The sequence below is a fragment of the Amycolatopsis dendrobii genome, from assembly GCF_014145675.1.
Lineage (GTDB): Bacteria > Actinomycetota > Actinomycetes > Mycobacteriales > Pseudonocardiaceae > Amycolatopsis > Amycolatopsis dendrobii.
The window spans coordinates 252,085-265,443 of record NZ_JACGZW010000006.1 but is presented as its reverse complement, the minus strand read 5'-3'; the positions used below and the strand labels follow the sequence as shown (position 1 = coordinate 265,443).

The 13,359-nt window shown below is 68.1% G+C and carries 11 protein-coding genes; 5 read left to right on the top strand and 6 right to left on the bottom strand.

The genetic code is table 11. The features are described from left to right. Positions 1 to 18 precede the first annotated feature (18 nt). Positions 19 to 1,611, bottom strand: coding sequence for a hypothetical protein (locus H4281_RS19365; RefSeq protein WP_182892331.1), 1,593 nt, complete (start codon positions 1,609 to 1,611; stop codon positions 19 to 21). A gap of 148 nt (positions 1,612 to 1,759) precedes the next feature. Continuing rightward, entirely contained in the window at positions 1,760 to 4,123 is a 2,364-nt protein-coding gene (locus tag H4281_RS19360; RefSeq protein ID WP_182892330.1) for a Tex family protein, read from the bottom strand. Between the two features lie 194 nt (positions 4,124 to 4,317). On the opposite strand from H4281_RS19360, the gene H4281_RS19355 reads away from it, so the two are divergent. Then, positions 4,318 to 5,805, top strand: coding sequence for a chitinase (locus H4281_RS19355; RefSeq protein ID WP_182892329.1), 1,488 nt, complete (start codon positions 4,318 to 4,320; stop codon positions 5,803 to 5,805). Here the strand turns inward: H4281_RS19355 and H4281_RS19350 are convergent. Together H4281_RS19350 and H4281_RS19345 are read right to left on the bottom strand one after the other, a co-directional pair. Beyond that, positions 5,777 to 7,252 carry a flavin-containing monooxygenase gene (locus H4281_RS19350; RefSeq protein WP_182892328.1) on the bottom strand — a complete coding sequence of 492 codons (1,476 nt, stop codon included), beginning with the start codon at positions 7,250 to 7,252 and terminating at the stop codon, positions 5,777 to 5,779. The two genes, H4281_RS19355 and H4281_RS19350, sit on opposite strands and share 29 nt — an antisense overlap. 81 nt (positions 7,253 to 7,333) lie before the next feature. After that, the gene (locus H4281_RS19345) at positions 7,334 to 8,425 is read right to left on the bottom strand and encodes a winged helix DNA-binding domain-containing protein (RefSeq protein ID WP_182892327.1); all 1,092 of its coding nucleotides are present in this window, start codon (positions 8,423 to 8,425) and stop codon (positions 7,334 to 7,336) included. Positions 8,426 to 8,505: 80 nt separating this feature from the next. Here H4281_RS19345 and H4281_RS19340 point away from each other — a divergent pair, with 80 nt between their 5' ends. The 3 genes from H4281_RS19340 (at position 8,506) to H4281_RS19330 (ending at position 11,420) form a co-directional block, all read left to right on the top strand. After that, positions 8,506 to 9,522: an AraC family transcriptional regulator gene (locus H4281_RS19340; protein WP_182892326.1), complete on the top strand. Its 1,017-nt coding sequence runs from the start codon at positions 8,506 to 8,508 to the stop codon at positions 9,520 to 9,522. Between the two features lie 42 nt (positions 9,523 to 9,564). Next, on the top strand, positions 9,565 to 10,164 hold the full coding sequence (locus H4281_RS19335) for a TetR/AcrR family transcriptional regulator (RefSeq protein ID WP_182892325.1): 600 nt from the start codon (positions 9,565 to 9,567) through the stop codon (positions 10,162 to 10,164). A gap of 68 nt (positions 10,165 to 10,232) precedes the next feature. Further along, positions 10,233 to 11,420, top strand: coding sequence for an MFS transporter (locus H4281_RS19330; RefSeq protein ID WP_220507460.1), 1,188 nt, complete (start codon positions 10,233 to 10,235; stop codon positions 11,418 to 11,420). Here H4281_RS19330 and H4281_RS19325 read toward each other — a convergent pair. Beyond that, positions 11,378 to 11,992, bottom strand: coding sequence for a TetR/AcrR family transcriptional regulator (locus H4281_RS19325; RefSeq protein WP_182892594.1), 615 nt, complete (start codon positions 11,990 to 11,992; stop codon positions 11,378 to 11,380). The genes H4281_RS19330 and H4281_RS19325 overlap by 43 nt on opposite strands. Before the next feature lie 163 nt (positions 11,993 to 12,155). On the opposite strand from H4281_RS19325, the gene H4281_RS19320 reads away from it, so the two are divergent. Beyond that, positions 12,156 to 12,446, top strand: a complete 291-nt coding sequence (locus H4281_RS19320; protein ID WP_182892324.1) for a hypothetical protein — start codon at positions 12,156 to 12,158, stop codon at positions 12,444 to 12,446. A gap of 18 nt (positions 12,447 to 12,464) precedes the next feature. Here the strand turns inward: H4281_RS19320 and H4281_RS19315 are convergent, their stop codons facing one another. After that, positions 12,465 to 13,346, bottom strand: coding sequence for a TetR/AcrR family transcriptional regulator C-terminal domain-containing protein (locus H4281_RS19315; RefSeq protein ID WP_182892323.1), 882 nt, complete (start codon positions 13,344 to 13,346; stop codon positions 12,465 to 12,467). Positions 13,347 to 13,359 lie beyond the last annotated feature (13 nt).

Genomic DNA, 13,359 nt, shown 5'->3' with positions numbered 1-13,359 from the left:
CGTGATGCGTGTCCTTGGTTAGTACAGCTTCACGCCGACATGGTCGACGATGATGCGTCCTTCCGCGGAGTCGAGGGCGAAGTGGATCCTCCCTACTTCTTGTCTGGGTGCGGCATCTCGGACCTTCACGTGCGGGGTTCTGTCGTAGTCCTGCCTCTCGAAGTGGAACTGGCGCAAGATCTTGTTCTTTTGGATCGTGTCGTCCTGCATTGCGACTTTGAGTCCGAAATTCTCGTGAATCCAGAGGTCGAGATGGGTCATGGATTCTGGTGAGCCGTCGTAGAGCTTGATTGCCATGTTGGCCAACTTTATAAGAGCGGTGCGCATTTCATCGGGGTACGGGTATTTTGCCCTCTTCCAGGAAACTTCTGCCCGCTCCGTGAAGACCAGGCGCTCTGAGGTCAGCCTTTCAAGTTCCTTGAATAAGGCTTTGGCGCTTGGTCTGGATCCCGTCTCGAGCGTGGGCAAGCTTTCCCAGGGATTCTCACTCGGGTGCGACAGGGGTTCTTGCTGATAGGTGGCCAGCGCGATCTTCAGCTGTTCTATTTGTGCTTGAAGTGCGGGGACGCTGTCCGCTCTGCTTTCGAAGTCCGTGGCTAAAGACAACAGGTACTCGTTTTCTTGTCGAAGCTCCTGGACTGCAGACCGCAACTCTGCGGCCTGGTCGGCGATGTCGCCGTGGGTCTTTGCGTCGTTGAGGCGCGCGTCGGCCGCCTCATGGCGCGCATTCGCCTGCGCTTGGCGAGCGCGCCGGTAAGCATGGTCGGTTCCGCGGGTCAGTGCTGTGATCGGCGCTATTCGCTGCATGAGAAGGCGTCTCAGAAGGTCTGTGTCCGCAGTGTTTACGTCTGACGCGCCAAAGGTCAGCGCATGCATTTTCCGGTCGCTCCAGAGCAGTCGTGCTCCTGCGTAAGGTGGCGCGCTTGCGGGAACGAGCTGGTCGAGCTTCGACAATGCCGCGTAATTGAGGGTGACCGTTCTGACCAGGCCGATCAGCTTTGTGGCCGTGGTTCGTGCGGTTGCCTGTGCCTGCCGGGTTCTGGTGTGAATGAGCAGGATCGGGAGCCTGGTCGTGTCGTCGAGCACCTGTGCCAGCGTGGCTACCTCGGCGTCAGAGCGGATCTGGATGTACTGACCATCTTGCTTTTGTTGCTCGATGCGAAGAGTGATCCGCTCGTCATCGACGAAGGCACGGATGACACCGGGCTGCCTCAGATCAGCAGGAGGAATGGGCGAAAGCCAAGCAGTTGGCACGTCGCGGGACATCGATACACGCAGGCTCGTCCGGCCACCTTCCTCGCTCAGCGTGCTGCGCGTCAGGAACACGCCGCCTGACTCTTCGTCGCGATCAGTGACCTCTACCCGCAGTACTCGGATATCAGCTGCCTCGATGAACTCCCAAGTTGCGCTTCGAGGAAGCCCCTTTGTGCGTTCCCTGAGTTTGAGAGTGTTGCCGGTGCGGAACCGAGATGCGTCGAACGACTCGGGCGAGAGGTGGCTGAGCCAACGCCCGATGCACTCCATGCCGTGCTCGAAGGCCTGGTCTGCGGAGTGCGCTGGTGTTTCCTCCGCGGAGTCGATGTCGAAATAGACCGCGTACAGCGATTGCACGGTAGCCACCAACCCTTCGGCCGCGAGAAGACGACGAAGATAGGTCGGTATAGGCATGCACGCTGTTACGAATTCGGATCTTGGTGCGATCCCCGCGCCGGAAAACGGCCTCTCCGAACAGCTGAAGAGGCCGTTTTCCGTGATGAAGCTACTTGCCGAATCCGGCGCGCCGCAGCGCGTCCGCCATCGCGCCGCCGCCTCCGGAGTCGCGACGGTCCCGGCCGCCGCCCCGCTGCTGCGGCTGGTTCCGGCGCTGACCGCCGCCGCCCTGGCCGCGGTCCCGTCCGCCGCCACCGCCGCCGCGGTTGTTGCCCGCGCCGGGTTCGTCGTCCAGGCGCAGCGTCAGCGAGATCCGCTTGCGCGGCACGTCGACGTCCAGCACCTTCACCTTCACGATGTCGCCCGGCTTCACGACGTCGCGCGGGTCCTTCACGAAGTTCTTCGACAGCGCCGAAACGTGCGCGAGACCGTCCTGGTGCACGCCGACGTCGATGAACGCGCCGAACGCGGCCACGTTCGTCACGACGCCCTCCAGGCGCATGCCCGGTTTGAGGTCGGCGATCTTCTCGACGCCCTCGGCGAAGGTCGCGGTCTTGAACGCCGGACGCGGGTCGCGGCCCGGCTTCTCCAGTTCGGACAGGATGTCGGTGACCGTCGGGAGCCCGAAGGTGTCGTCGACGAACTCGGCGGGCTTCAGCGCCTGCAAGGTCCGGGCGTTGCCGATCAGCTCGCGGATGCCGGTGCCGGTGCGGTCGAGGATCCGCCGGACCACCGGGTACGCCTCCGGGTGCACCGAGGACGCGTCGAGCGGGTCGTCGCCGTCGGGGATGCGCAGGAAGCCCGCGCACTGCTCGAACGCCTTCGGGCCGAGCCGCGCGACGTCCTTGAGCGCGGTCCGCGAGCGGAACGGGCCGTTGGAGTCGCGGTGCGCCACGATGTTCTCCGCGAGCGACGTCGTGATGCCCGAAACCCGGGTCAGCAGCGGGGCGGACGCGGTGTTCACGTCCACGCCGACCGCGTTCACGCAGTCCTCGACCACCGCGTCCAGCGAACGCGACAGCGACACCTCGGACAGGTCGTGCTGGTACTGGCCGACGCCGATCGACTTCGGGTCGATCTTCACGAGTTCGGCCAGCGGGTCCTGCAGCCGGCGCGCGATCGAGACCGCGCCGCGCAGCGAGACGTCCATGCCCGGCAGTTCCTGCGAAGCGAACGCCGAGGCCGAGTACACCGAGGCGCCCGCCTCGGACACCACGGCCTTGGTGAGCTTCAGCTCCGGGTGCTTCTTGATCAGCTCGATCGCCAGCTTGTCGGTCTCGCGCGAGGCGGTGCCGTTGCCGATCGAGATCAGGTCGACGTTGTGCTTCCCGGCCAGCACGGCCAGTTCGGCGATCGACTGGTCCCACTTGTTCGCGGGCTGGTGCGGGTAGATGACGTGGGTGTCGACGACCTTGCCGGTCGCGTCGACCACGGCCACCTTGACGCCGGTGCGGAAGCCCGGGTCGAGGCCCATCGTCGCGCGGGTGCCCGCCGGGGCGGCCAGCAGCAGGTCGCGCAGGTTGGCCGCGAACACGCGCACGGCGTCGTCCTCGGCCGATTGGCGCAGCCGCATCCGCAGGTCGATGCCCAGGTGCAGGAGGATCTTCGTGCGCCAGGCCCAGCGCACGGTGTCGCCGAGCCACTTGTCCGCGGGACGGTCCTGCTGGCTGATGCCGAACCGGGCGGCGATGCGCTGCTCGTACTCGGTCGGGCCGACCCGGACCGGGGCGTCCTCGGCTACCGGCTCGGAAGGCTCCATCGACAGGTCGAGGATCTCTTCCTTCTCGCCGCGCAGCATCGCGAGGATCCGGTGCGAGGGGAGCTTGGTGTAGGGCTCGGAGAAGTCGAAGTAGTCGGAGAACTTGGCCCCGTCGGTCTCCTTGCCCGCGCGGACCTTCGAGGCCAGGTGGCCCTCGGTCCACATCTTCTCGCGCAGCTCGCCGATGAGGTCGGCGTCCTCGGCGAAGCGCTCGACCAGGATGGCGCGCGCGCCGTCGAGGGCGGCCTGCGCGTCCGCGACGCCCTTGTCCGCGTCGACGAACACCGCGGCGGCCGCCTGCGGATCGGTCGACGGGTCGCTCAGCAGGCCGTCGGCCAGCGGCTCGAGACCGGCCTCGCGGGCGATCTGCGCCTTGGTCCGCCGCTTCGGCTTGTAGGGCAGGTAGATGTCCTCCAGCCGCGACTTCGTGTCCGCGGCGAGGATCTGCGCCTCGAGCGCCTCGTCCAGCTTGCCCTGGCTCCGGATGGACTCCAGCACCGCGGCGCGGCGCTCGTCGAGCTCGCGCAGGTAGCGCAGCCGCTCCTCGAGCGTGCGCAGCTGCGCGTCGTCCAGCTCTCCGGTGACTTCCTTGCGGTACCGGGCGATGAACGGCACCGTGGACCCCTCGTCGAGGAGGGTGACGGCGGCCTTGACCTGCCCTTCGCGCACCCCCAGCTCTTCGGCGATCCGCTGCTCGACCGACTGCACGCTCAAAACCAGGCTCCTGCTTCGTCTCGGGTTGCTCCGAGCCTGCATTGTGCCGCTGCCCGCCCCGCCCGCCGCGCATGGCCCGCCGAAGCACCTCCGGAAGTTCCTTGACATCCGTATTGGTCTAGTCCATTTTGAGGTGACCTGGCTCACTGTCGTGCGGAGGTCTGCCCGTGTCCCCACACCCGTCCCCCCGGCGGATGCCTGCCCTGGTGTCCCTGCTGGCCTCGGTCGCGCTCGCGCTCGGCGTCACGCTCGCCCTCGGCACCAGCAGCGCGTCGGCCGCGAACATCCTCGCCAACCCCGGCTTCGAGAGCGGCTCGCTCTCCGGCTGGACCTGCACCGCCACCGCGTCGGTCGTCTCGACCCAGGCGCACGACGGCAGCCACTCGCTGAGCGCGGCGCCATCCGGCTCCGACACCGGGCAGTGCTCCCAGCAGGTCACCGTGCAGCCCAACACCGCGTACAAGCTCTCCGCGTGGGTTCAGGGCAGCTACGTCTACCTCGGTGTCTCCGGCTCGGCCACGCAGAACACCTGGACGCCCGGAGCGAACGGCTGGCAGCAGCTCAGCCTGAGCTTCACCACCGGCTCGTCCACGAGCCTCACGGTGTACCTGCACGGCTGGTACGGCCAGCCCGCGTACCTCGCCGACGACGTGAACCTCGACGGCCCGGGCACCCCGCCCACGACGTCCACGAGCCCCACGAGCCCCACGACGTCCACGACGTCCACGACGCCGACGACCCCGACCTCGCCGACGACGACCACCACGACCAGCACCCCGCCGCACAACGGCGACCTGCCGAAGCACATCCTCACCGGCTACTGGCAGAACTTCGACAACGGCGCGAAGACGCTCCGGCTCGCTGACGTGCCCACGACGTACAACGTCATCGCGATCGCCTTCGCCGACGCCACCACGACGCCCGGCGCGGTGAGCTTCACGCTCGACCCGGCGTTGTCGTCGAAGCTCGGCGGCTACACCGACGCGCAGTTCCGCGAGGACGTCAAGACTGTGCAGGCACGCGGCCAGAAGGTGATCATCTCGGTCGGCGGCGAGAAGGGCACGATCAGCGTCGGCGACAGCTCCTCGGCGAGCAACTTCGCCAACTCGGTGAAGCAGCTGATCTCGACCTACGGTTTCGACGGCGTCGACATCGACCTGGAGAACGGCATCAACGCCACCTACATGGGACAGGCGCTGCGCAGCATCCACGACGGCGGCGGCTCGGTGATCACCATGGCGCCGCAGACGATCGACATGCAGTCCACCCAGGGCGGCTACTTCCAGCTGGCACTGAACGTCAAGGACATCCTCACCGTCGTCAACATGCAGTACTACAACTCGGGCGCGATGAACGGCTGCAACGGGAACGTCTACTCCCAGGGCACCGTCGACTTCCTCACCGCGCTCTCGTGCATCCAGCTGCAGGGCGGCCTGCGGGCCGACCAGGTGGCGTTCGGGCTGCCGTCCTCGGGCTCGGCGGCGGGCGGCGGGTACCAGTCGCCGTCCAACGTCGTATCGGCGATGAACTGCATGGCCAAGGCCACCGGCTGCGCCTCCTTCAAGCCGTCGACGACGTATCCGGAGTTCCGCGGCGCGATGACCTGGTCCATCAACTGGGACGCGTCGAACGGCTACTCCTTCGCCAACACGGTCAGCGCGGGCCTGAAGAACCTGCCCTGATCGAACGCACCAGGTAGTCGGCCGGGTCGAGTGCCCTGGTCCGGCGGTCGTATTCGGTGACCAGCCCGGGCCAGTTGGTGCTCACCCGGCCGTTTTCCTGCCGGTACCAGCTGGTGCACCCGCTCCAGACGCTGTGCGAAAGCCGTGCTTGCACCTCGCGGTCGTAGCGCTCCTCGACCTCGGCGCGCACCTCCAGCGACGCCACGTCCGGCCGGGCGAGGTGCTCGACGGCCTGGCGGAGGTAGCGGGCTTGCCGTTCGATCATGTAGATGATCGAGCCCGCGCCGAGGTTGGTGTTGGGGCCGTAGACGCAGAACAGGTTCGGGAATCCCGGCACCGTCATGCCGAGATATGCCCGCGCGCCGCCGCTCCACGCCTCGGCCAGCGACCGGCCGTCGCGGCCGAACACCTTCATCGGGCCGAGGAATTCCGTCGCCTTGAACCCGGTGCCGTAGATCAGCACGTCCGCCTCGTGCTCCACGCCGTCCTCGGTGCGCACGCCGCGCGGGGTGATTTCCTTGATCGACGAGGTTTCGACGGAGACGTTCGGCTGGGCGAGCGCGGGCAGGTAGTCGTTGGTGAACAAGATCCGCTTGCAGCCCAGCGGATAGTCCGGCTTGACCTTGCGGCGCAGCGTGCGGTCCTTGAGATGGCGGCGGCGCAGCTGAGCGGTCCGCAGCTCGAAGATCTTGGTCAGCACCGGGTGCCGGGTCATGCCGTAGGTCGCGTATTCGGCGAGCAGGAAGATCCGCGCGCGGCCGAACAGCTGCGTCTTCGGCAGGCGGCGGAAAAGCCGCTTCTGCCAGGCTTTGTAGCGGCCGTCGTTCTTGGCCATGATGTACGGCGGCGTGCGCTGGAAGACGGTGACGTGCGCGGCTTCCTTGCGGATCTCCGGCACGAACTGGATCGCGCTCGCGCCGGTGCCGACCACCGCGACGCGCTTGCCCGCCAACGGGATTTCGTGGTTCCACTCAGCGGAGTGGAAAGCCGCGCCGGCGAAGGTCTCACGGCCGGGGATCGACGGCCAAGCGGGCCGGGAAAGCTGGCCGACGGCGGGCACGAAGACGTCTGCCTCGAAGGTTTCGCCCTGTGCGGTCTCGACGTGCCAGCGGCCGTTGTCGTAGGTCGCGGACGTGACCTCGCGGCCGTACCGGATGTGCGGTTCGATGCCGTATTTCGCGATCACGCGCTTGAGATAGGCGTGGATGTCCGGCTGCATCGCGTACCGCTTCGGCCAGTCCGGATTGGGCTCGAAGGAGAACGAGTACAGCGGCGACGGGATGTCGCAGGCCGCGCCGGGGTAGGTGTTCTCGCGCCACACACCGCCCGGTTCGGCCGCCCGCTCGAGGATCGTGACGTTCGGGAAACCGGCGCGCTTCAGCTCGATCGCGGCGCCGATTCCGCCGAACCCGGTGCCGACGATCAGCACCGACGGGGTGTCGTCCATAGGCTGAAGCTACGCAGGCGCCCAGCTCGGCGGAAGGGCACGAACGGCCACCCGATCGAGAATTCCGGCCAGCGGACGAGGCTACCCGGGCACGACCTCGACCTCGTGCGTCTTGCCTGGCTCGGCCCACGCGAGCAGCTTCCGCCCGTTGCTCTCCAACGCGGCGATGTCGCGTTTCGCCAGCCGTTCGAACGGGGTGAGGACCATCGTCGCCGACCCGCGGGCGGTCGTGGTCTCCCAGCTCCCGCGGACCCGGCCGTCGACCAGCAGGGTGCCTTTGACCAGGCCGTTGACGGTGATCACGCGTTTGCGGTGCTCGTCGCTGATCATCCGGGTGCGGTCGGCGTAGGACAGCAGCGTCTGGTCGAACGGGCCGAGCAGCCTCGTCGGCGCGGGCGTGTCCTCGTCGGGCAGCGTGGCGTCCGGCAGGTCGTAGAGCGTGCGGCCCTCGGGATCGAGGTACGTGCGCAGGTCCATCTCCTCGACCACCTCGCCAAGCTTCGTGACACCGGCCCAGGCCTGCACGTCGGCGACCGTCGCCGGACCGAACGCGGCGAGATAGCGGCGGACCAGTTCGGCGGCGGACGGTTCGGGCGCGGCGACGCCGTCGAGCCAGTGGTCCGCGACCTGGTAGGTCGGCTGCCCGGCCTTGCCCCACACGCCGCGCGGCGGGATCTGCACGAGCGGCAGGACGGCGCGGACCAGGAACATCAGCGACCCGGCCGGCGTCTCCGGATAGTGCTCGACCAGCGCTTTGCCGAGTTGATCGCTCGAATACGGCCGTTCGCGCAGGAGTTCGCTGGTCGTCTTCGCCACCGCGTCGTGGTCGAGTTTCGACAGCGGTTCGCGATGCTGGTTGGCCGCGGTCAGGGCGCGGTCCATGACGATCTGCACCAGCGGACGCCACGCCAGCGCGTCTGCGGCGGGGACGAGGTGCACGGTGCCGCGCATCAGCACCATCCGCACCACGCTGCGGTCGAGCAGCAGACTAGCGAGATCGTCCGGCTGGAAGCCCTGCAACCGGCACCACAGCGCGTAGTACGGCGGGAACGGCGCTTGCGCTTGCAGCCCGGCGAGGTGGGTGACGGCGTCGAGAACCGGCATCTTGGCGGGCTTGAGGAGCAGTTGCCGGTCGAGGGTCGCGCGGTTGAGGACGCGGTGGGAAAGGCGCACGGCGGGAGCTTAACGAGCAACCCGGACAGTTTTGGCCCTCGAACGGCACGCGGACGGCGGGTTGATCCATAATTCCGGCCATGGCCGAGCTAGCCGCACCCGCCATCCGCGACTGGGACTACCCGCGCGGCACGGCGAGTGTGCTGCTCATGCACCGATTCGCCGAGGAACGCGGAGTCTCGTTGCCCGGGGTGCCGGTCGAGGAACTGCGCGCGCCGGACCGGCAGCTCGACGCGCGGCAGGAGCTGGCCGTCGTGCGGGCGTTGCTGTCGACGGTCGGCTCGGGCGACGACGTCGCGCTCAGCCTCGGCTGCCGGTACCGCGTGACGACGTTCGGCATCTTCGGGTTCGCCTGCATCAGCAGCCCGACGATGCGCGACGCGATGGTGTTCGCCTTGCGCTACCTGGATTTGTCCTTCACCTTCTGCATTCCGCACGTCGAGCTGGACGCCGCCGGACTCCGCCTGGTGCTGGACGATTCGCGGGTGCCAGGCGACGTCGCCCGGTTCCTCGCGCTGCGCGACCTTTCCGCGATCTGCACCGTCATGCGGGACCTGCTGCCCGAGATTTCCCTGGAAAGTCTGAAGTTCCGCTTTCCGTCCTCGTCCTTTGTGGACGCATACCGGACTGCCTTCGGCGTCGTCCCGGTTTTCGGCGCGGCCGAGCATCAGGTCGCCCTCGACCCGGAGTTGCTCAACCTTCCTTTGCCGCAGGCCAACGAGCAAACCGTCGCGTTGTGCGCCGCGCAGTGCGACGCCCTCGTCGCCCGCCGCCGCACGCGCTCGGGAGTCCCGCAGCTGGTGCGGGAACGGCTGGTGCGGCTCGGCGGCGCGGACGCCGGGATGGACGAGATCGCCCGCCAGCTCACCCTCAGCTCGCGAACCCTGCGGCGGCGGTTGACCGAGGCGGGCACCGGCTACCGCCAGCTGCTGGACGAAGTCCGCCAGACGCTCGCGGAAGAAATGCTCGACACCGGCGTGCTGTCCGTCGACGACGTCGCCCTGCGCCTGGGCTACGCCGAAGCGTCGAGCTTCATTTACGCCTTCAAACGCTGGACCGGCACGACGCCCGCCGCGTACGCCCGGCGCAATCGCTAGCCGTTATGGACACTTCGTTACATAATGCCGTAGGCTGCCCGCATGGCTCGACCGCGCACCTTCGACCGCGAGCAAGTGCTCACCGCCGCCACTGAGCTGTTCTGGCGGCGGGGCTTTCACGCGGCCAGCGCCGAAGAACTGTGCCAGGCAACCGGTCTCGGCCGCAGCAGCCTGTACAACGCCTTCGGCAGCAAAGGCGCGCTGTTCGCGGAATGCCTCGCTCGCTATCTCGACACGACAGCGCGCGCCACGGCCGACGTGATCGCGAAGAAGGGCGACGCGGTAGCGCGAATCGAGGCTTACCTGACGAAGGTGGTACTCGAAGAAGCCGAGCGGTCGAGCACCGGTGCGCCGAGCGGATGTCTCGCGGTCAATTCCGTCGCCGAGTTGGCCGGCGACACCGGGAACGCGGAGTTCCTGGAGCAGATCGCTCGCGATACCGATGCCCGGTTGCGCCTGCTGACCGACCTGTTGCGGGCCGGTCAGGCGGCCGGCGAAGTCACCGCCGAGGTTCCCGCGGAAGGGCTGGCCGCGTATGTGAACGCCAGCGTCGCCGGGCTGCGGATCTCGGCCCAAGGCGGTGCGCCGCTGGCTCGGCTTGCCGACATCGTCCAGGTATCCGCTCGGGCACTTCGTCCGTAATCAGCCCTGCCCGTCCCGGCTTAACGACGGCCAGGTTTTGAAACGATCGTTACAAGAAAGGGTCTCCCATGTCGTCGCCTCAAGTGCCGTCCGCGGTCTACGTACTGGCTGCTGGCATCTTCGCCATGGTCACCAGCGAGTTCGCGGTCGCCGGGCTGATGCCGCAGCTTGCTGCCGGACTCGGCGTCGACGTCGCACAAGTCGGCTACCTCATCACGGTGTTCGCCGTCGCGATGGCGCTCGGCGGTCCGGTGCTGACGCTGGCATTGCTGCGCGTTCGGCCCAAAGCGGCGCTGATGGTCATCTTCGCGGTGTTCCTGGCCGGCAACGTGCTGGCCGCGCTCGCGACGACGTACTCGGTGATGGTGGCTGCCCGCGTGATCAGCGGCGTCGCGTCGCAAGCCTTCTTCGGAATCGCGATTTCGCTGTGCGGGCAGCTGGTCGGCGAACGCGTGCGCGGGCGGGCGATCGGCGTCGCGATGAACGGCCTGATGCTGGGCACGCTGCTCGGGCTGCCGCTGGCGACCTTCGCGGGCGGACATTACGGCTGGCGGGCGGCGTTCTGGACGATCACCCTGCTGACCGTGCTCGCCGCGCTGCTGACCCAGTTCCAGGTCCGGGACGTCGGACAGACCGATCGCCGGGAAGCCGCGGACTTCAGCGTTTTCCGCCGCCCGAAGCTGCTTCTCGCGCTCGTCTCCAGCACACTGATCATCGGCGCGACGTTTTCCGCGTTCAGCTTCTTCACCCCGATCCTGACCGAGGTCAGCGGGTTCTCGCCGGACACGGTCCCGGTGCTGCTGCTCGGCTACGGCGCGGCCACCGTCGTCGGCAACAGCATCGTCGGCCGCCTCGCTGACCGGCACACCTTGTCGGCACTCGTGGCCGGCACGCTCCTGAACGCGGTGTTCCTCACCGGGTTCGCGCTGTTCACCGACCTGCCCGCGGCCGCGCTGGCGTTCCTGCTCGCGATCGGTCTGGTCGGCGTGACGATGAACCCCGCGATGGCGGTGCGGGTGCAGCGGGCCGGGAACACCAGCCCGCTGGTCAACACGGTGCATTCGTCGTTCATCACACTCGGGGTCATGCTCGGCTCGTCCGTCGGGGCCAGCCTGATCGAGCCGTACGGCCTGCGCGCGCCGATCGTCCTCGGTGCGGCGATGGCGGTGGGCGCGGTGCTGACCATCCTGCCCGCGTTCGGCGGGCGTGCTGCTCAGCCGGTGGCGGAGGTCTGCTGCGCCAGCACGGCCGGATAGGTCGTTTCCAGCAGCTGCACCAGCGATTCCACCAGGAACGCACGCAGTTCGGCCCGCTCCAGCGTGCCGCGGACCAGCCATTCCCGGGACGCGGCGCGCAACATCCCGCCGTACGCGCGGATCATCGCCCGCAGCTGCGGATGCCCGTTCTCGGGCAATTGGGCCGCGGCGAGCACGCGGTCGGCGGCGATCTCGTCCGCCTCGCGCATGATCCGCTCGACCTCCGGGTCGTGTGCCGCGTCGATCACGGTGAGCCAGGCGTCGCGGTTGCGTTCCACGACGTCGATCCAGCGGTCGATGCCGACCTCGAGGCGCAGCCGGGGCGGGCCGTCCGGCAGCGCGTCGACGACCGGGGCGGGCACGATCGTCATCTGCCGCACCACTTCGAGGTACAGCTCGCGTTTGCCGCCGAAATAGTGGTTGATCAGCGGCCGGGCGACTCCCGCCGCGGCCGCGATGTCCGAAGTGGACACCGAGGAGTAGCTGCCCGCGCCGAAGCACCGCCGGGCCGCGGCGAGGATCTCGGCCCGGCGCTGCGCGGGATCCAGCCGCCGCCGGGGTCCGCTGCTCACCGCGCCAGCCTCGCCGCCGGGCGAGGTCGTTGTCAACACGTTGCGGACCGTGTCGCGGTGCTGTCACCGGATGCCGTTACCCAACCGGAACAACCGGCTGGTAACTCCGGCCGCCCCGGCCGCGACCTTCAGCCGGGGGACATGGGGCGAGCGGGAGCGGGCGATGGACGGCACGGACCAGCAGCCGCGGCCGCCCGGCCGATGGGTCGGGGTGCGGTTGCACTACCGGCATGTGCGGATGGACGACCGGCCGTGCGCGACCGGCTGCCCGGAGGACGAACTGACGGTTTCGTATCCGGGGATACTGATCAGCAGCTACGACGACGGCGAACTGGTGGAGGAGCGCTGGGTTCCGCTGGGCGCGGACCCGAGCGAGGAGGACGACGAGGCCCTGATCGAACAACTGCGCGCGGCGCTGTGGTGGCAACTGGGCGAAACCCAGCCGGACACCTGAGCACATGCGGAGAAGTCCTCACGGAAGGTTCAGTCGCCGTTCGAGGCCGTCGAGGAGCAGGCACAGGCCGTAGTCGAAGGTCTGGTCGATGGTGTGCTGGGTCTGCTGGGTGGTCAAGTGGTCGAGTGCGGGGTAGCGGCCGGTCTCGACGATGCGGCGGAACTCGGCCTCGTGGCCGTCGAGCCACTCGTCGTTGGCCAGGCCGGTGTCCTGACGCGCCCACGCTTCCGACTGCCAGGTGAGCGCGAGGCTGCGGACGTGGCCGAACAGATTGAGGTGCACAAGAAGCAGCTCTTCGGCAGGCAGCCTGGTCCGGAGCAGCGCGGCCAGCACCCACTCGGAGTACCGCATCAGGTTCGGCATAGGCCGGGGCCGCGTCATGGACAACGCCTCGGCAACCCACGAATGACGCCGGCAGACCGTCCACAAGAGACGGAGAGTGTATTCCAGGCAGGCTCGCCACGGTACTGGCGGCTCGCGGCGGATCGCTTCGCCCGCAACGACGTCGGCCATCAGGTGGATCAGTTCGTCTTTGTCGCCGACGTGCCGGTACAGCGACATCGTCGCCGCACCGAGCTCGGTGGCGATCCGGCGCATGGACACCGCCGACAGCCCGTCCGCGTCGGCGATTTCGATGGCGACGCGCACGATCCGGTCCCGGCTCAGCTCCGGTTCCCGCTTCCGCTGCACTGAACGCACGACGGTGCCCGCACCCGGTTTGGTGTCGACCAGTCCCTGGTCGCGCAGTTCGGCGATCACCTTCGTCGCGGTGGCCATCGCGACGCCCCATTCCCGGGTGATCTGCCGGGTCGACGGCGCGCGGTCGCCCGCTAGGAGCCGCCCGCTCGTGATGCGCTCGCGGATCTCGGTCACGATTCGCTGGTAGGGCGCAGAGTCCATTGATGCCTCCAGT